This is a genomic window from Aliidiomarina celeris, assembly GCF_003316875.1.
Taxonomy (GTDB): Bacteria; Pseudomonadota; Gammaproteobacteria; order Enterobacterales; family Alteromonadaceae; genus Aliidiomarina; species Aliidiomarina celeris.
In genome coordinates this window covers 25,686-42,791 of sequence record NZ_QMIL01000005.1, presented here as the reverse complement: position 1 = coordinate 42,791, position 17,106 = coordinate 25,686, and the positions used below count along the sequence as shown (strand labels likewise).

The following is a 17,106-nucleotide window of genomic DNA, read 5'->3' as shown; positions in this document are numbered from 1 at the left end:
TCTAAGTTGGAAAAACCACTTGCTTTTCAATTTTTTCCTTGAGAACAAAAGTTATACTCTCAATACGACCGCCAACATCAAAGAACACTGTCAAGTGCAATTCTTGGTCTTGCAGTAGCAATTTTCCCGAGTCACTCTTGCTCATCTCAAAAAGCTTTAGTCCGCTATCGAGCTTAAATAAATCATAGTCAGAAACAGCAGAATCTATAATCAACTCTTGGTTAAAGCTCCGCTCCTCCTTCCAGCTTTCACCGACAATTACAGCTCTCTCAATATTTATAAACTTTCCTGCTTTATGTGAATATAGACCTAGCCATATTGCATAGCTGCTGTGGGTGACTTTATTTACATCTACAGTAAATAAAACCTCGTTAAATTTGAAGTTACTAACCTCTGCGCTCTCAATATCAAAGTTTTTGTAAAATATCTCTGACTGCTCATGCTGGTAACTTGCAATTGTTGCAGTATTACAAGCCGTCAGACTTAAAAGGGCTAATAACAATACAATTCCAATACCTATTTTTACACCGATACACACTAATTATCTCCTCTTACATTACCACCCAAAAGATAAGGAGCGACATCTAAAGCGAAATGCCCTACACCTCGCCCTGTAAATATGAGCCATCCAGCCGCGTCATACCAGACACTAGGAACAGGAGCCGGGTTCACATAATTATATGTACCCATATATTTGGGATTAGTCATTAAGTTAAGTGAATCACCATTGAAAACAACCTCACAGCACATTTCCTGTACTGTCGGTAAGCACCTCTGGACGACCTAAGTGGTCGTTGTGTACCCAATACAACTGGTTATTCCTAACCGTGGCCACCAATTGGCCTGCAAAATAGATGTATTGCACGCTTGTGCCTTCCGCTAATAACTGGCCCTGCGGATTATAAATAAAATGAGTGTTTACGTTACTTTGGCACAGGAAGGCCCTTGCACCACGCCCTTGCACCACCCGTTGACCTAACGCATATAGCTGCAGTTATGCGCACCCGCATGCAGATGAAACAAGCTCTGGCTTTAAGCAAGGAAAAGGCAACTGATTACAAGCGTCTTGTTAAATGCTCTCGCACACGGATTGCCGTGTCTGCCGGCGTTTCTTGCATAAAGCAATGCCCACCCGCTACTTCTTCAACATGAAGCTGTGGTAAAAGATCACCTAACTTACCTAAGGAATCGCGTACAAATGGGTAGGTTTGGTCGCCATAAAGAACAAAAGTGGGTGAGGCTAACTGGGGCAATGTTCTCCACAGGCCTGGCATATAACTAGAAAATATTTCAGCTTCTCGAGCGGGATTACACTTCAACGAAACGGTTCCGTCGGAATTTTCAGTCATGCCATGGGTAACATAAGCAAGCATTGCTGCATTACTCCAACCTTTAAACATACCTCGCCCAGCTAAACTGTTTTGTGCTTCTTGCGCCGATGCCCATTGGCTGCGACGGCGTTTTGCCTTTTTCGCGAACGGATTAAGTTTGTATAGCCGTAACCGCTCTAAGGGCTCCACTATGCGCGTCATTCTTGGTGGCATTATAATGGGGTCGAGCAATACTAGTCGGTCGAAAAAGTCGTTGTCGTGCGCACTCACTACGCTGGTTAATACTCCACCAAAACTATGCCCCATACCAATATGAGGAACATTTCCAAACTGACCTCTGTGCTGTTGCCAAACGGATTTTGCTAATTCAGCGCTGCGCTTCCACCCCACAAATCGACCGCCAAAGTCACTTTCGCCATGCCCCTGCGCGTCGTGTAAAAATACATCAAAATGAACTGTGAGGTATTGCCACATGGGCTCATAAATAAGGCCGCAATAGCTATTTCCGTGAATAAAGTGCAACACCGGCAAACCACGCGGCACTGTGTGAACACCGCGTAACCAGAACCCTTCTGGCGCTTGCCATTGCCACGGCTGCCAGTCACAAGCGGGTATAAGTTCCTGTTCTCGCTTGGTTTGCATAATACCCCTACACTTCATTGGTTGATTGCACGAATAGAACACCGCATTATACGCACTTTCTAAGTAAAAGGAGCGCATAGGCTTACATGATCAATTGGTTAACCAGTACAGTTTCCGACGTTTATCACTGGACCCCTACTCTCTTTTCCCTTCGGCTCGGGCAATTGACCGACAGTAATGGTAACAACATTTCGGAATTTTCTTTTCAGCCAGGTCAGTTTGTGCGCATTGGTGTTGAAAGCCAAGGCGAAGTACTTCACCGTGCCTACTCTTTAGTGAACGCGCCGAATAACGCTGAGCTCGAATTTGTGATTACTGCGGTGCCAAATGGCACGCTAAGTCCAGTATTAAACCAATTGCATCCCGGCGCGCGCGTTTTGGTAGCGGAAAACGCCAGCGGTTTCTTTGGCTTAGGTGACATTCCCTCGGCAGAAAGCTTGTGGCTAATGTCCACGGGTACGGGCATTGGACCATATTTGTCGATGTTGCGAGCGTCTGAACCTTGGCAAAGGTTCCCAAAAATAGTGCTAGTCCATGCAGTTCGTCACGCAAACGAACTGTGCTACCAACCTTTAATTGAACAATGGCAACACCAACACCAAAGCGCTTTTCATTACCAGCCTGTAGTGAGCCGCGAAGACTGTCCGGGGGCGTTACGCGGTCGTATTCCTGGCTTAATTCATTCAGGGCTACTAGAGCAGACAGTAGGGACACCACTCAACACCTCTGCACAAGTTATGCTTTGCGGTAACCCAGAAATGATTAAGGAGACGCGTGCGGAGCTTGCCACACGCGGTCTCATTCTTAACTTACGCCGTAAGCCGGGTAACGTTACGCTCGAACAATATTGGAAATAACGCCGTTATTACATCCATAGCCGACGGCAGCTTGCAGTTTCTTGAATTATGCGTTGCTGCAACTGCCGTGCTTGCTGAACGGGAATGTCGACAACGTAAAAATGGCCCGCTGCACTGCAGACCACCACAGACGCTATATTCAAACGCCGCTGCAAAGGCCCCTGTGCCCAAGATATAGATTGCATTTTACTAATCGGCAGCCAGCGCTCGGTAAATCCAAATACGCCGGAGCGTGTGGCAAACCACTGTTCATTGATCAACCAGCCGCGTTTGCGCCAGCTCAGCACGCGCAGCACAAAAACAAGCACGGTAGCACCTACGCCCACACGCCAATCAAAAATTAGCGTAGGAACAACAAAGGTAATGAGTAGCCAATGGCTGATCCACCATTTATGGCTACGATGCCATGTTGTTTCGGAGCTGGGTACGCCTAAGTCGGCCACAAAGCGTTGGCGTTGTTGTTCCGTTAAAATGGGGATTAAAAAGCGTTCTTGGCGCTGTGCCATTCCCCCCGCTTGTGCAAGCTCAATAGTTACACGGTGCATTAAGCGAGCAATAATACCTTGCTTTATTTTTATCGTTTGCAGCTTTCGCAATGAAAAGCTGCGTTGCAGTGGGCTCGCGAAGCCAGCTCTATAACTATAGCGTTGATCATTCCGTGTTAATTGGTAGCCATAGTATTTGTTCCATGCAAAGCCTATGGCTGCAGCTATAAATAAGGCCATGAGTAAAAATGCGCCGCCCACCAACACGACCAAGGCTAACGTTTTGGAAGGAAAACGCTCCACAAAACCAACTAACGCCGACTCGCTTGCATTGCGTATTCGCTCATTCGACACCAGAAACGCCAAAACTAAACCCACGGCAATAAATGGATTTTGAATGAGCCCTATTTTCCACACTTCGTTTTTACCAATAGTAAAGCTAAAGTCTGCGGCACCCTCTTCGGTGTTAGGTTGCGCCACGCTGTTGGCGTTAGTATGTGTTTGCGGGCTTGTTGCCTGATTCCCTCGTAACTGCACCCGTTGTTGCAATAGTTCCGCTTGCGGTTGAGTTAAGCCCACCAGAATAACTTCTTGCCCTTTAGCGCCGGCACTTTCAAGGCGAACAACGTAGCGCCCAACCCAACGTAAATACCAAGGGATTTGTAAATCCGCTTGTTGAATGCGTTCATAATCGAGCGCTAATTCAGTGCGCTTGAACACGCCTTGTTTCATTTGCACCCGTTGGTCGTTAACTTGATAGGTGAAGCGCAAATATTGCAGAACCACTGCAAGTACAAAGACCACTAAAATACCAACAGCAAACCAAGGCCAAGCGTCGCGAAAGTCTCGGGCAAAAATAAATACCCCAGCAAGCGCAGGAATAGCTTGGTATAGCTGTTTGGCGAGTTGATGTACGCTTTTCAAAAAAAAGAATATAAGTGCAACAAGTGGCAATCTGTGCCAGCGCTGCTGCCATTCCTCCAGCGGTGCTTCTACTGGCTCAGTCATGGCGAGCCTCGCTCGCATCGTTCGCTTGTGTTATTGCCTCGTCTTCCAGCACTTCGCTACGCACAATACCCAGCACTTGGTCTCGAATTTGCTCTGCAGTTTCTGTACGTAAACCGGGAATGGCAAGGTCGGCTCCTGTGCCGCCTGCGGTATAGAGCACCAGCCGACTAAGGCCCAAGAGGCGCTCAGTTGGGCCTTGTTGAAGCTCAAGATGCTGCAATCGATTAAACGGCACCACTACTTCTTTATGCCAAAGTGCACCCACAATAAATCCGATTAAGTCGTCTTCCACATAATAGGCGGTTACGCGGCTGCGCCGCGGGGCCCAAATAAATACTCCGATAACCAAAAGCAGTAATACAGCAGCGCCACCATACAGCGAGAACGCGTCTGGAATTCGGGGTACCCATAACCAAAACACAAAAAGCACAACACCCAGTAGTAACAGCGGAATACACACTTGAATTTGCAAGAAGTAACGGTAGCGCTCATCCACCCGCGTTAGATTTCTGTTATTTTCGTTCATCATTTACCTATAATTCCGGTGCAGCCACCGCATATTTGTAATTTTAATGTTGTAAAAAATAGGCCTACACTATAAATTCTAAGCCATGCGTAAATTAATTCTTAATCTTTCGGCGTTGCTGCTCATTTGTGCAGTCAATGCTCCGCCCGCTTCCGCAGATCATCCGCCAAATGCCGATGTTCAGCAACTCGTGTGGGCCGTGAATACCGCGCCACCTTTTCATATTGTCGACGGTCCGCTTGTCGGTCAAGGTATATGCGACGCGCTTATTGCGGCAACCGAGCGCGCACTGCCCGATGTTCCAGCAAGAACACTCAATAGGCCTATTACTCGCGCGGGTGTTGAAATAGGGCGCAGCGAGAACATGTGTGTTCCGTGCTTAATTTATACCGAAAAAGGTCTGCCCGGCACCTACATGACACAGCCTACGCACTGGTATCCACCTCATGGCATTATTACCACTCATGAGCTTGCCGCAGAACTCACTGCCAAATTCGGTAACCCCATTCAGCTTGAAGCTTTACTCCAAGAGAATCAATATCGGTTTGGCTACCCCGACGGCCGCGCCTACGGCATTTTACAACCCTTAATCGACTCCTTTGCCAGCGACGACAGCTACCGTGTGGTACGCACTGGTGAGAATGCAACCACAGCAATCCTCGCCATGATTCGGGCTGGCCGTGTTCACTACACAATCGACTACAGTCCACTCACGACCTACGACCAGTTCACTGCCGGTTCGAACATGGCCTTTATTGAAATTGCAGAAACGCAAAGCAAACCCGTGCTCGGCGCAATTGGCTGTACTAGGAACGAATGGGGTCACGCCATGGTTGAGCGTATTAATAATGCTTTGCCACACATTCAAAGCGACCTCGAGTTTCGTCGTCAACTGCTCTTTTGGTTTAGCGCGCACCCCAACTACCTCGACACCTTCGATCAGCTTTTCCCGCGTGAGTAGTTACTCACTCGCGCCAATGCCCACTGCGCCGGCAGCGTCTGGCATTCGCTCTACCAGCACATCAATTAACTTTCGCACTGCGGGCAATAAGCCACGTCGGTGCGGATACACGAGGTGCAGAATACCCACCGGCATTTGCCAGTCTTTGAGAACACGCACTAAGTCGCCACGCACCCATTCGTCACGACAAATATAGTTGGGTAATGCGACCACGCCTTGCCGAGCCACTGCCGCCGCTTTCAACATATTCATGTCGTCTGTAATTAAGCGCGCTTGGTAGCTCAGTACATGAGTTTCATGCGTGGCAGATGTGAACGACCACTGATAACGCCCTGAAGATTGATGCAAACTTAGCGCTGGCCACTGCAGCAAGTCTTTGGGGTGACTCGGCTCGCCAAATTGCTGCAAAAGTGCAGGGTGAGCAAATAGACCTTGTGGCGACGGCAAAATTCGCCGCGCAATGAGTGACGAGTCTTCAATAACGTCACGAACACGTAGAGCAATATCAATATGTTGTTCAATGAGGTTTACCGGTTGATTGGTGGTCACCAAATCAATAGTTACGTCGGGATACATAGCCATAAAGTCGGGTAGTATTTGCACCAACAACCCTTGGCTAATGGCATAAGGAGAACTCAGCCGTACGCGGCCGCGTGGTTTCTCTCGCACGCGCTGGGTAACATGCTCGGCTGCTTGCGCTGCGTCGATCAACGTTTGGCAATGCACCAACACCTCGCGCCCAACATCGGTTAGGCTCAGTTTGCGTGTGGAGCGATTAAGCAAACGCACACCCAGTTCTTTTTCCAGATCACTCACCCTGCGGCTCAGTGTCGATTTAGGAATATTGAGCTCTCGGGCGGCTGCACTGAATCCCTCAAACGCCACAACATGAGCGAATAATGCGTAATTGGTTAAGTCCTGCATAATACACCCAGCATAAATTGTTCCAATATTGAAACTTAATTATTCATACTAGTGCTATAGCAAAATAAATGGAACGCTGGCGGGCAATTTTTATTAGAATGCACGTACTTTCGTTGTGCTTTGTAAGCAGAATTATACAAGTATTTTAAATTTCGACTGAATTTGATCTAAGTTTTTGCCGTAATCCCACCACTGATCGCCAACTCGCTCATGTGTCTGACATTGAAAGTGCAGAACAGCGCTACGCCATTAACTTTCGTGGCAGCGTGCACGACCGAGCTATCGCCATTAGAGACGCAGTATTAACACAAGACGCACAGCAACGGGCTGGCTTTTATCGCCAAATTGAAGAATTGAAAGCCTTCTATGCGGAGGCGGCGCGCAACGCCACCAGTGGCTTTACTGTTCTCATGGTTCTGGTAACCCTGATTGCCGTAGCCATTGGTGTGGTGGTGAGCCCGAGGAAGCGGCTGCACTCATCTCGCAGCTTTCCCGTGGTGACCTTAGCATTCGCGTGCGCACAAAACATGATAAAAGCATTATGGCCGCAGTTGCCCGGCACACGGTAGAGGCGGCCCAAGTAGCGGGAGACGCACAGAATGCTGCAGAGCTTATGCAACGGGGTGAACAGCAAACCACAGTGAGTGTTGAACAAGCGCGCCGTGCAGGTGAAGCCTTGAAGTCTATTAACACCATTGTACAAAAGTTGAACGATATGAATGCGCAAATTGCCACAGCGGCTGAACAACAGTCGGTCGTTGCCGAAGAAATTAGTGGTAACTTTACCGGGATAACCGACAAAGCAACAATAGCTGCGGCGGGCTCTCGGCAAGTGGGCGCGTCGAGCAAGGAGCTACAGCAGTTAGCAGCAAGCTTACAGAAGCGCGTTCGGAAATTTACGATCGCCCCTTAACGATCAGCCTATTGCGTGTTGCCGAAGCCCTGCTAAAGTTAAGGGAGTAAACACTTTTTTTACCTAGCGGGGCTCTATTTGAAAGCGTCTTCGGTTTCACCTTTTCGCCATGCTCTTCGTATTAGCCTCATTTATGTGGTGTTCGGTGCGCTATGGATTGTGTTTTCGGATCGCGCGCTCGAAGCCATGGTCGCCGACGTTTTGCAGTTGTCTACATTGCAAACCGTGAAAGGCTGGGTGTATGTGCTTATTACTGGCTTACTCTTCTTTTTACTTTCTTACGCAACGCTCAGCGCGCAAAAACGTCAGAATGAGCGCGACGCCCTCACCAAACTTTTGAACCGCAATATGTTTCGCGAAGAGTGCGAAGTTGCTATTCAGCAAGCTCGGCAAGACCATTCGGCGCTAACGTTGGCACTGATTAATCTCGACGGTTTTCGCCAAATTAACCATAGCGCGGGCCAGCATGTAGGCGACCAAGTACTGCAAAAGGTAGCCGATATTTTACGCCAACATTTTGAGCTACAGGCTCAGCTAGGCCGTATTGCCGGCGACGAGTTTGCGCTATTAATGAAATCCGATCTTGGCAACGAAGACATCATTCCCAAGTTAGAACGCCTACAGTTGCAAATTGCCAATATTCAATTGGAAAATTACCCGGGCCTGTCGCTCACTGCTCGCATTGGTTTGTCGTGCTTTCCTGAAGACGGCGAGTCGGTAAAGTCGTTACTGAGTTCAGGGGCCCTTGCGCTGGAACAAGCAAAACTGGCAGGCCAAGGCGAGCTTCGTATTTACAATCGTTCCTATGGTGAAGAGGCGCAATGGAGGAGCGAGCTGCTCAGCGACTTAAAACAAGCAATTCAAGAAAGGTCATTGTCGTTAATGTACCAGCCGCAATTCGACGTGAATTGGAAAAAGCTCACTGGCGTAGAAGTGCTAGTACGTTGGAAACGCGGCGGTACCTATGTACGCCCCGACGTTTTCATTCCATTGGCGGAGCAGTCTGGCCTTATTCACCTGATTACCGACTTTGTTTGCAAACAGTCGCTACTCGAGCTTCAGCAAGCTCAGTTGCTCGGTAGCACTATACCGCGGGTGTCGATTAATGTTTCGGCACTGGATCTCGAAGCCGACAACTGTATCGACCGTTTTATCAACCGGTTTGCAGACTTTCCGGGCGACTGGTGCTCCATTCAGTTGGAAATTACTGAAACCGCGGTAATGCGTAATCTCGACCGCGTTATTCAAAGCTTGCAGGAATTACGCGCTAAAGGCTTACAAATTTCCGTTGACGACTTTGGTACCGGCTACTCTTCACTGAGCGTACTACGCCGCCTCCCGGTACAGGAAATTAAGATTGACCGGAGTTTTATTCGCGACATAAAAACAGACCCGAGCGACCGCATGATTGTGCGCACTATTCTTGCTATGGCGCACGCACTTAATTTACGTGTTATTGCCGAAGGCGTGGAAGATACCGAACAAGTACTATTTTTAAAACAAGAAAAGTGTAATCAAATACAAGGCTACTTAATGAGTCCACCACTCGCTATTCAAGATCTCATTACCTTTCTCAACGAGTGGCCAAGCCAAGCAAAGGAGTAATCCATGGCAACCCCTCATATCAGCGCCAAAACCGGCGACATTGCTGAACATGTTATTATGCCGGGCGACCCATTGCGGGCGGAGTTTATTGCAAAGAACTGGCTTACAGATTTAAAACTTGTGAGTCGTGTTCGCAATGTACTGGCCTACACGGGGCGATACAACCACACCGACATCACCCTGATGGCCTCGGGTATGGGCATGCCTAGTATTGGTATTTACAGCTGGGAATTATTCAAGGTTTACGGCGTGCAAAAAATACTGCGGGTAGGTACGTGTGGCACTTATAGCTCATCGCTAAGCCTCATGGACGTGGTACTCGCGGATTACGCTTGGACGAATTCAAACTTTGCGGCCTGCCAAAGCGGTAAACCGCAGCAAACGGCTTATCCTTCGCCAGAATTGAATAATCACTTAGAAGCAACCGCGCTCGTACTTGAAACTACATTGCCCAAAGCACGCGTACATACCACCGACGTGTTCTATCAAGAGCCCAATATAAGCGAACGTTGGCTAGCGCAAAGCAGTGAGGTTGATGTCGTCGATATGGAGTCTTTCGCGCTGTTTTATACTGCCGCACGCTTTCAGCGGCAAGCCGCTACATTACTCACGGTTACCGACTCACTCGTTACCGGCGAAGGGCTAAATGCCTATGACCGGCAACAAGCCCTCGTGCCCATGATTGAGCTCGCGCTCAATGCGTTTTCCAGCGACAACTTAGCAAATACGCCGTAAACCCTCGCCCGAAAGGGCGGGGAGCAGTCACAAAGCAAACAGCCGTAGTTGCTGCACTCCATTGTTAAGAACAAGCGCGCCCACGGCGTCGAACTGCAGGTTTGTTACGCTATTTAAAAGCTCAAAGAACTGCTGTTCTTGGCGCATTTGTATTGGCGCACAAGCCATTCGTGTGGCGCCAATGTTCTTAAGTGCAATGCCTTCACCGGTAATGCTGTACTCACCAAAATAGCGGTTACAGCTAGCATTACCGGAAATGCGCCCGTCACTGTGAAAACGCAGAGACGGCGCATTTTGCTCAACCGGCTCACCATTCAACTGCTGAACCACCCATTCAGTGTCCGTTAGCAATTGCACCGTTTCACCACCACAACCGTTTAAAACTTGGCCGTTATAATGAACACGGGCACGGTACGGATACGGCATACCTGTCATGGTGTCGGTACAAACCTGCTGAGTGAGAGAAATCGACGGCTTCACGCCTGCTGGTACTTCACTGCCCTGCATAGGGTTAAAGTTTATCGCAGAGTCTGTGAGCGTTAAGGTCCAGAAGGGTTCGTTTCCGCGTGCTGTGAGTGGCAGTGGAAAAACGCTCTGCTCCACACAGTTTCGCATTTCTTGCCCTTCAAGCGCTACATTTGCTGTGTGCCCTTTTTGCCAAAACACCGTATACGGTCGCTCCGTTGATTGGTACTTGGCACCCGACGCAGAAACTACGGGTTGCAAACGCCAGGACTTGTCGCGTGCATAAAGCATCAAATCGTCACCCTGGGCTATGGTTTCAACACGCAACTGGTCACAATGCCACCCGACCATGTTTGCCTGTGTTGGCGCTGGCCCAGCGCTGTCTGCACTACTGGAATTGCTGGCAACAGTTGCGCACCCCGTCAACCCAAGCCCGCTAAGCGCAGCTAAACCGAACAGTACTGTGCTCATTCTATTGTTCATTTCGAGTCCCTCGGTTGTGATTGCGCTCTGCAAGGGTTTTCAAAAACACCACTATACCCTTCACCAATTACAGCATTGCTTCTAGCGTACGAAATTCCTCGAGCGCAAAGGTATCAGTCATGCCGCTTACCATGTCTTGCAGGAGTCGGCAGCGGCAGTAGAACTCCCATAAGTCTGGGTACTCGTGGCTATGTTTTACGCCTTCTACATAAGCGTTTACGTGCTTATTCGGCAACCGATTGAGCAAACGACTTTGCACCAGCATACCCTTAGCATCGCCATTTAGCAGCTGTTCAAATTCGTTTTTACTGAGGGTTAACAATGGCGAATAGTGGTTTAGTAAGCCCGTTAAAATACGATACCCTTGCAGCTCGAGTGTCTCTACTTCTGGCGAGCTAAACACATGGCGTAGTGCCACATTTTTTAGCGTCTTAATCACCGCATGAAATGGACTGCCGTCTTCAAGCAAAGCTCTGTTTAGCCGGCCTTCATACACCGCTTCAATTTCGTTAATAAACGACTGTGCGGCATGCTGAACCAGCGGGTGAATGAGTGCCACCCTTACATATACAAAAAACTCATGGGCTTTGTTAATGGGTTCGCGCTCTGCTTTGTCCAGCGCCTCTGCGAATAACTGCGCAAAACTTTTGCCGAAAAAATACGCGTTGTTATAGCCCTGCTGGCATTGTTGCCGAAACTCTTTGTTCAGTAAATCTGCCAGCGCCGCGTAGGTCAGTAGGCCTTTGTCTACGGCGTCTTCAAGATCGGCAAGGCAGTAAGAAATATCGTCTGCAGCCTCCATTACATAAGCCAGTGCAAAACGGTGGCCCGGCTGCAGTGCAAGCGCTTGCTGAAGCGCAGCTACATAGGTTGCCTCCGTTAAAAAGTAGCCCGGCTTCTTTTGTAAATAACTGCAGGGGTCAGCGCTGTTCGGTTTCGGCTGGGTTGCCAAACGCGTGTATTTCAGCACACAGGCCGCTTGCGTGTAGGTAAGGTTCAGCTTTTGTAAGCTCGCGATAAGGCGAATGCCTTGCGCATTTCCTTCAAATTGCCCCAACTCTGTTTGAATGGCAGCGCAAAAAGCCTTTCGTTGCGTAGTCTTTTGGCTTTCGAGCAACTTTACCGATGGCAAAAAATCGGCAAACCAATCAGAAATAGCCGCTTCACCAAAATGGCCAAAGGGCGGATTCCCTATGTCGTGCATTAAGCACGCCATTTCCACCAACGACTCCATGGCACGCTCAAGGCCGGTTAACCCGTACTGCTCGGCGTCCGAACCCAAAATTTTAAAGATTTGGCGGGTAATAAAGCGCCCCGTTTGCTGTACTTCCAAAGAGTGCGTGAGGCGACTGCGTACCGCGGCATTGCGCTCGAGTGGGAACACTTGAGTTTTTTGTTGCAACCGACGAACAGCCGCCGAGTTAATAATACGCCCACGGTCGCTTTCGTACGCCCATTCATGGCCAACCTCGCCCCTCGAAGCAATGGGGCGCTGAGTGGTGAACAGGCGTCTGAAATCTATTCTCGCAGGCGGGTTCGGCATTTATTCCTCTTCGTCGTCACTCACTTTTACCGCCCATAAGTCGTGCTCGTCGGCGTGAATAATTTCGCCCCAAATTAAATCGCCGGGCGCCACATCGAATTCGTCAGTTAAATGCACTACACCGTCAATTTCAGGCGCATCGGCATAGGTTCGCCCAATTGCGCCTTCCGGCGTTACTTCGTCGATTAAAATCCGCATTTCTTGGCCAATTCGCGCTTGTAATTTCGCGGCGCTAATTTCTTGCTGCACTTCCATAAAACGCGCCAAGCGCTGATCTTTTATCGCTTCGGGCACAGGCTCTGGCAGGTCGTTTGCCACCGCGCCTTCTACCGGTGAATATTTGAAACAGCCAACACGATCAAGCTGCGCCACGCGCAAAAAGTCCAGCAACTCTTCAAACTCTTCTTCGGTTTCGCCCGGAAAGCCAACAATAAAGGTACTGCGAATAACAAGTTCAGGACAAATCTCGCGCCACTTAGCTATATGCTCCAATACGCGGTCCGACGAACCTGGCCGTTTCATTAGGCGCAAAATGCGCTTATTCGCATGTTGAAAAGGAATATCGAGATACGGCAGTATCTTGCCTTCAGCCATCAGGGGAATAACCTCGTCGACCGACGGATACGGATACACATAATGCAAGCGAACCCAAATACCCAACTGGCCGAGCGCTTGGCACAGCTCTAACATACGGGTTTTTACCGGCTGCCCCTGCCAAAAACCGGTTTTGTGTTTCACATCGACACCGTAAGCACTGGTGTCTTGCGAGATCACCAATAATTCTTTTACCCCGGCAGACGCGAGCCGCTGTGCTTCGTCTAACACATTACCAATCGGCCGACTGTCGAGGTCACCGCGCATCGAGGGAATAATGCAGAAGGTGCAACGATGATTACAGCCTTCCGAGATTTTTAAATACGCAAAATGGCGCGGCGTAAGCTTTACACCCGTTTCGGGTACCAGCTGTTCGAACGGGATCTTCTCAGGCTTTGGCAGGTGTGCATACACGTGGCCCATAACCTCTTCGTAGGCATGAGGCCCAGTAATCGCCAATACATTCGGGTGAACTTCACGAATTTCGTCGTCGCGTTTGCCTAAACAGCCCGTCACAATTACTTTGCCATTTTCGGCTAACGCTTCGCCAATTGCGTCGAGCGACTCTTGCACCGCGCTGTCTATGAAGCCGCAAGTGTTTACAATCACCAAACCGGCTTGGTTGTAGTCGGGTACCACGGTATAGCCTTCAACCCTAAGTTGCGTAAGAATACGCTCTGAGTCGACCAAGTTCTTCGGGCAACCTAAACTTACAAAACCAATTTTTTGGCTGCCACTCGCCCCCTCAGCTTGCTTCGCTAACACTTTGGCGGGCCCTTCGAGCGTTGTGGTCGGGTTATTCAGCTCCGAGGGCTGCGCCGTTGGCTGGTCCTTTTGCTGAGACATAGTAGGATTAAAAGTCTTAACGCTCATAGCGCTCCGTTCATTCAGTGACTGCAAGAAATTAACGGTTTATTATACATGAGGCGCGCGCCTGTCACCAATTTAAGCAACGAAGCGCAATTCACCCACGCGCCAACAACGAGAAGGCCGATTATGACCGCAAGCTACCGTACTTTAGGCGACTTTTTCAGCCAGCCATGCACACCCACGCCAGTGCAGCGCCCGCAGCTTATTGCTTTTAATCAAGCCCTTGCTGAAACACTACAGTTACCCGCCGAATTTTTAGCTGAGGAAACCGCGCTTACTCTGTTTGCAGGAAACACCGTTTATTCCGAATTCGCTCCGTTTTGCCAAGCCTATGCTGGCCACCAATTTGGTCACTTTAACCCGCGCTTAGGCGACGGCCGCGCGCTTACCATTTTAGAAACTCTTGACCAGCAAGGTGTATTGCGCGACGTGCAGCTTAAAGGTGCAGGCCGAACACCCTTCTCCCGCGGTGGTGATGGTCGCTCGCCGCTGGGTCCGGTATTGCGGGAATTTATTATGTGCGAAGCCATGCACGCCCTTGGTGTACCCACCACCCGCGCACTGGCAGCAATAGCGACCGGTGAATATGTGCAGCGCGAGCGCGCCGAGCCGGGAGCCGTACTAACCCGCGTGGCCAGTAGCCATATTCGCGTGGGTAGCTTTCAGTTTGCTGCCGCCCATGGTGGCCCTGAACAGGTAAAATTACTTGCCGACTATGTTATTGCCCGCCACTACCCCGAATGTGCAGCGCAACCGCAACCTTACCTGGGTTTGCTCGAAGCGGTGATTGCACGCCAAGCAACGTTGGTGGCCCAATGGATGAGTTTTGGGTTTATTCACGGAGTAATGAACACCGACAATACCAGTATTTGTGGAGAAACCATCGACTATGGCCCCTGCGCCATGCTCGACAGCTATCAACCCGAGCAGTTTTATAGCTTTATCGACAAGCGCGGCCGCTACCGCTACAGCCAACAACCACGCATTGCGCAGTGGAACCTTGCTCGTTTCGCTGAGTGTTTAGCGCCACTCATGCCCACAACAAAGGCTGCCGACGATATAAGCGCAGCGCTCGAACACTTCACCACACTTTATGAAAAAGCATGGTTAGAGAGATTCAGCGCCAAACTCGGCATTGTGCAACCCACGCCATTCGACCGCGAACTGATTAATCAGGTACTGGTGCATTTCCAACAACAGCAAATAGACTTCACGCTCGGCTTTCGGGCGCTTGCAGACAGCGCTGAGCCGGCGAGCTCCGCTAATGAGTTCGCCCCTGAGCAACGCTTACCGAGCGCATTGAGGCAACAATGGCTTGACCGATTGGCACGCCAACAGGAAGACTTCAGCGTAACGGCTGCTCGCATGAACACCGTGAATCCTGTCGTTATTCCGCGCAATCATCATCTGCAAGCGGTTATTCAAGTGGCGCAAGCCGAAGGCGACCTGCGCCCGTTCCATTACTTATTGCGAGCCGCAACGCAACCTTTTAACAGTGAGCAAAAAAACAGCCCTTGGGCCAAGGCGCCAAAGGCTGAACAAGAAATAAGCAATACCTTTTGCGGTACTTAGCGGTTCGGTTTTAGTTGTACCGCGGTACCAAAAACCAAAATTTCAGCTGCCGACTGCGCGACCACCGAGGTAGAGAAACGCACACCAACAATCGCATCGGCACCAAGGCTTTTCGCTTCGTCGACCATACGATCAATCGACTGCTCTCGCGCTTCAGCCATAAGCTTGGTGTAGTCGTGTAGCTCACCCCCAACAATATTCTTTAGCCCTGCCAAAATGTCGCGCCCCACATGGCGTGCGCGAATGGTATTTCCTCGCACAATACCTAAGGTTTCGGTTATTTCATGGCCTGCTACGGTTTCTGTTGTACACACAATAATTGGATTCATAATTTTACCTTTCTGTATTTATCTGTTTTTCTTGCAATTAATCGCTGCCGTAGCACTACAAGGAACAAGCCCACAAAGCCTAAATAGAATGCGCCGAGGGCAAAGCGCAGCCACCACGGCTGGCTCGTGTCGGTCCATAAAGCATAGGCAAGATCCCACGCCATAAAACCACCCACCACCAAACCGCCAATAATCACCAGCGCCCAAGCAAGCGTCATGAGCCAACGATTGGTTTTATTCTCCAAAATGCGCGGTAAATCACGCTCGTCTACCGTAATGTGATGCGCTTCTTTAGTCATACCTTTAAGCTCCACAAGTTCTTTATAAAGTTTTTCACATGATTCACAACGACGAATATGAACCGCCATTTGTTGGCTTTCTTGCTGGGTGAGTTCCCCGTCTATATAGCCCGAAATGAACACTTCCATTTGTTCACACGGGGCCATTGAATTAAACGACTGCGTCATTTTTTACTCCTCTCTTACTGGTCCGCATACCAGTGGCTCAGCTTTTCTTTTAGTGCCATTCTGGCGCGGTACAACCGCGACATTACGGTGCCCTTTTCAATGCCAAGCACGGCAGCAATATCGCTATACGGCAAGTCATTAATGTCGCGCAGGGCTAAGATTTCTCGCATTTCTAACGGTAAACTGGCCATGGCGCGGCGTACTTGCAGTGTTCGCTCTTGCGCAATTAATTGCTGTTTGCCTGCGTTCATTTCGCTGCACTCCGCCATTTCATCGGCCGCAGTGGGGTCAAACTTTTTCCCTACACGCAGCACATCAATACACGCGTTACGCACTACTTTCAGTAACCATGCCTTTTGTGCATACACATCGTCCGGTAGGCGCTTTTGCTGCTGTGCTTTCAAATAAGCTGTTTGCACAATATCGGCTGGGTCATGACCATGGGTATTCGCACCTTTTAATAATTGGTGCGCCAGTGCTAACGCACCCGAGTACCATTCCAACCAATGCTCTGAATAGGCCGACACTACCTATACTCCTGTTTTTATTACGCCACGCTCGTTTTTGATCTCGCTGGAACTAGCATAACGCTACCGTTAGCGAGCAAACATACACCTATAAAACGCTCACCATTGGTGTTTATTCCCAATTTTTTTAATTATTTATCTTAAACACAGAAAACACTGCTCTTACTTGTTACCCAGTGCAGATTCGCTATACTGAGTTAAAAATATGTAAATGAGGCTACTCAATAGCCTATCGTTCCTCGTTGCGATGCGCCAAGCGAAAGAAGGCG

The 17,106-nt window shown here is 49.5% G+C and carries 19 protein-coding genes; 7 read left to right on the top strand and 12 right to left on the bottom strand.

What is annotated here, in order from left to right:
• Nucleotide 1: 1 nt before the first annotated feature.
• From DQW12_RS10160 to DQW12_RS10150, 3 genes are all read right to left on the bottom strand, one after another.
• Nucleotides 2-538 carry a hypothetical protein gene (locus DQW12_RS10160; RefSeq protein WP_113907757.1) on the bottom strand — a complete coding sequence of 179 codons (537 nt, stop codon included), beginning with the start codon at nucleotides 536-538 and terminating at the stop codon, nucleotides 2-4.
• A 201-nt stretch (nucleotides 539-739) separates the two neighbouring features.
• Nucleotides 740-865: a hypothetical protein gene (locus tag DQW12_RS13715; protein ID WP_269800931.1), complete on the bottom strand. Its 126-nt coding sequence runs from the start codon at nucleotides 863-865 to the stop codon at nucleotides 740-742.
• A gap of 190 nt (nucleotides 866-1,055) precedes the next feature.
• The gene (locus tag DQW12_RS10150; RefSeq protein ID WP_113907755.1) at nucleotides 1,056-1,973 is read right to left on the bottom strand and encodes an alpha/beta fold hydrolase; all 918 of its coding nucleotides are present in this window, start codon (nucleotides 1,971-1,973) and stop codon (nucleotides 1,056-1,058) included.
• A gap of 86 nt (nucleotides 1,974-2,059) precedes the next feature.
• On the opposite strand from DQW12_RS10150, the gene DQW12_RS10145 reads away from it, so the two are divergent.
• A complete protein-coding gene (locus DQW12_RS10145; protein WP_113907754.1) occupies nucleotides 2,060-2,830 on the top strand; it encodes a ferredoxin--NADP reductase in 771 nt (256 codons plus the stop codon).
• Between the two features lie 8 nt (nucleotides 2,831-2,838).
• On the opposite strand, the gene DQW12_RS10140 is transcribed toward DQW12_RS10145, so the two are convergent.
• Nucleotides 2,839-4,323, bottom strand: a complete 1,485-nt coding sequence (locus tag DQW12_RS10140) for a PH domain-containing protein (protein ID WP_198683948.1) — start codon at nucleotides 4,321-4,323, stop codon at nucleotides 2,839-2,841.
• A complete protein-coding gene (locus tag DQW12_RS10135; protein WP_198683947.1) occupies nucleotides 4,316-4,852 on the bottom strand; it encodes a PH domain-containing protein in 537 nt (178 codons plus the stop codon). Before DQW12_RS10135 ends, DQW12_RS10140 begins: the two co-directional genes overlap by 8 nt.
• An 82-nt stretch (nucleotides 4,853-4,934) precedes the next feature.
• Between DQW12_RS10135 and DQW12_RS10130 the strand changes: the two genes are divergently transcribed.
• Nucleotides 4,935-5,810, top strand: coding sequence for an ABC transporter substrate-binding protein (locus tag DQW12_RS10130; protein ID WP_113907752.1), 876 nt, complete (start codon nucleotides 4,935-4,937; stop codon nucleotides 5,808-5,810).
• On the opposite strand, the gene DQW12_RS10125 is transcribed toward DQW12_RS10130, so the two are convergent.
• Nucleotides 5,811-6,734 carry a LysR substrate-binding domain-containing protein gene (locus DQW12_RS10125; RefSeq protein ID WP_113907751.1) on the bottom strand — a complete coding sequence of 308 codons (924 nt, stop codon included), beginning with the start codon at nucleotides 6,732-6,734 and terminating at the stop codon, nucleotides 5,811-5,813. It abuts the gene before it with no gap.
• Nucleotides 6,735-6,946: 212 nt separating this feature from the next.
• On the opposite strand from DQW12_RS10125, the gene DQW12_RS10120 reads away from it, so the two are divergent.
• The 4 genes from DQW12_RS10120 (at nucleotide 6,947) to DQW12_RS10105 (ending at nucleotide 9,987) form a co-directional block, all read left to right on the top strand.
• Nucleotides 6,947-7,303 (top strand): hypothetical protein, encoded by a 357-nt coding sequence (locus DQW12_RS10120; protein WP_113907750.1) that lies wholly within the window; start codon nucleotides 6,947-6,949, stop codon nucleotides 7,301-7,303.
• Nucleotides 7,276-7,647, top strand: coding sequence for a methyl-accepting chemotaxis protein (locus DQW12_RS10115; protein ID WP_113907749.1), 372 nt, complete (start codon nucleotides 7,276-7,278; stop codon nucleotides 7,645-7,647). The genes DQW12_RS10120 and DQW12_RS10115 overlap by 28 nt, the downstream gene beginning before the upstream one ends.
• Before the next feature lie 78 nt (nucleotides 7,648-7,725).
• Nucleotides 7,726-9,252, top strand: a complete 1,527-nt coding sequence (locus tag DQW12_RS10110; protein ID WP_113907748.1) for a putative bifunctional diguanylate cyclase/phosphodiesterase — start codon at nucleotides 7,726-7,728, stop codon at nucleotides 9,250-9,252.
• A 3-nt stretch (nucleotides 9,253-9,255) separates the two neighbouring features.
• Entirely contained in the window at nucleotides 9,256-9,987 is a 732-nt protein-coding gene (locus DQW12_RS10105) for a purine-nucleoside phosphorylase (protein WP_113907747.1), read from the top strand.
• A gap of 27 nt (nucleotides 9,988-10,014) precedes the next feature.
• Here the strand turns inward: DQW12_RS10105 and DQW12_RS10100 are convergent, their stop codons facing one another.
• From DQW12_RS10100 to rimO, 3 genes are all read right to left on the bottom strand, one after another.
• The gene (locus tag DQW12_RS10100) at nucleotides 10,015-10,935 is read right to left on the bottom strand and encodes an META domain-containing protein (RefSeq protein WP_113907746.1); all 921 of its coding nucleotides are present in this window, start codon (nucleotides 10,933-10,935) and stop codon (nucleotides 10,015-10,017) included.
• A 67-nt stretch (nucleotides 10,936-11,002) separates the two neighbouring features.
• Nucleotides 11,003-12,478, bottom strand: a complete 1,476-nt coding sequence (gene dgt, locus DQW12_RS10095; RefSeq protein ID WP_113907745.1) for a dGTPase — start codon at nucleotides 12,476-12,478, stop codon at nucleotides 11,003-11,005.
• Nucleotides 12,479-13,945, bottom strand: coding sequence for a 30S ribosomal protein S12 methylthiotransferase RimO (gene rimO, locus DQW12_RS10090; protein WP_113907744.1), 1,467 nt, complete (start codon nucleotides 13,943-13,945; stop codon nucleotides 12,479-12,481).
• A gap of 123 nt (nucleotides 13,946-14,068) precedes the next feature.
• Between rimO and DQW12_RS10085 the strand changes: the two genes are divergently transcribed.
• Nucleotides 14,069-15,514: a protein adenylyltransferase SelO gene (locus DQW12_RS10085; protein WP_113907743.1), complete on the top strand. Its 1,446-nt coding sequence runs from the start codon at nucleotides 14,069-14,071 to the stop codon at nucleotides 15,512-15,514.
• Here DQW12_RS10085 and DQW12_RS10080 read toward each other — a convergent pair.
• Genes DQW12_RS10080 through DQW12_RS10070 form a run of 3 tightly spaced genes read right to left on the bottom strand, consistent with a single transcriptional unit; the run spans nucleotide 15,511 to nucleotide 16,837 of the window.
• Entirely contained in the window at nucleotides 15,511-15,843 is a 333-nt protein-coding gene (locus DQW12_RS10080) for a YbjQ family protein (protein WP_198683946.1), read from the bottom strand. The genes DQW12_RS10085 and DQW12_RS10080 overlap by 4 nt on opposite strands.
• Nucleotides 15,840-16,310, bottom strand: coding sequence for an anti-sigma factor family protein (locus DQW12_RS10075; protein ID WP_113907742.1), 471 nt, complete (start codon nucleotides 16,308-16,310; stop codon nucleotides 15,840-15,842). The genes DQW12_RS10080 and DQW12_RS10075 overlap by 4 nt, the downstream gene beginning before the upstream one ends.
• A gap of 14 nt (nucleotides 16,311-16,324) precedes the next feature.
• On the bottom strand, nucleotides 16,325-16,837 hold the full coding sequence (locus DQW12_RS10070; RefSeq protein WP_113907741.1) for an RNA polymerase sigma factor: 513 nt from the start codon (nucleotides 16,835-16,837) through the stop codon (nucleotides 16,325-16,327).
• Nucleotides 16,838-17,106 lie beyond the last annotated feature (269 nt).

Excerpts from the sequence above, each read along its gene's own strand:
- DQW12_RS10140 (WP_198683948.1), bottom strand. The coding sequence starts at position 4,323 with ATGACTGAGCCAGTAGAAGCACCGCTGGAGGAATGGCAGCAGCGCTGG.
- DQW12_RS10145 (WP_113907754.1), top strand. The coding sequence starts at position 2,060 with ATGATCAATTGGTTAACCAGTACAGTTTCCGACGTTTATCACTGGACC.
- dgt (WP_113907745.1), bottom strand. The coding sequence starts at position 12,478 with ATGCCGAACCCGCCTGCGAGAATAGATTTCAGACGCCTGTTCACCACT.
- rimO (WP_113907744.1), bottom strand. The coding sequence starts at position 13,945 with ATGAGCGTTAAGACTTTTAATCCTACTATGTCTCAGCAAAAGGACCAG.
- DQW12_RS10135 (WP_198683947.1), bottom strand. The coding sequence starts at position 4,852 with ATGATGAACGAAAATAACAGAAATCTAACGCGGGTGGATGAGCGCTAC.
- DQW12_RS10085 (WP_113907743.1), top strand. The coding sequence starts at position 14,069 with ATGACCGCAAGCTACCGTACTTTAGGCGACTTTTTCAGCCAGCCATGC.
- DQW12_RS10105 (WP_113907747.1), top strand. The coding sequence starts at position 9,256 with ATGGCAACCCCTCATATCAGCGCCAAAACCGGCGACATTGCTGAACAT.
- DQW12_RS10080 (WP_198683946.1), bottom strand. The coding sequence starts at position 15,843 with ATGAATCCAATTATTGTGTGTACAACAGAAACCGTAGCAGGCCATGAA.
- DQW12_RS10115 (WP_113907749.1), top strand. The coding sequence starts at position 7,276 with ATGGCCGCAGTTGCCCGGCACACGGTAGAGGCGGCCCAAGTAGCGGGA.
- DQW12_RS10130 (WP_113907752.1), top strand. The coding sequence starts at position 4,935 with ATGCGTAAATTAATTCTTAATCTTTCGGCGTTGCTGCTCATTTGTGCA.
- DQW12_RS10125 (WP_113907751.1), bottom strand. The coding sequence starts at position 6,734 with ATGCAGGACTTAACCAATTACGCATTATTCGCTCATGTTGTGGCGTTT.
- DQW12_RS10100 (WP_113907746.1), bottom strand. The coding sequence starts at position 10,935 with ATGAACAATAGAATGAGCACAGTACTGTTCGGTTTAGCTGCGCTTAGC.
- DQW12_RS10075 (WP_113907742.1), bottom strand. The coding sequence starts at position 16,310 with ATGACGCAGTCGTTTAATTCAATGGCCCCGTGTGAACAAATGGAAGTG.
- DQW12_RS10150 (WP_113907755.1), bottom strand. The coding sequence starts at position 1,973 with ATGCAAACCAAGCGAGAACAGGAACTTATACCCGCTTGTGACTGGCAG.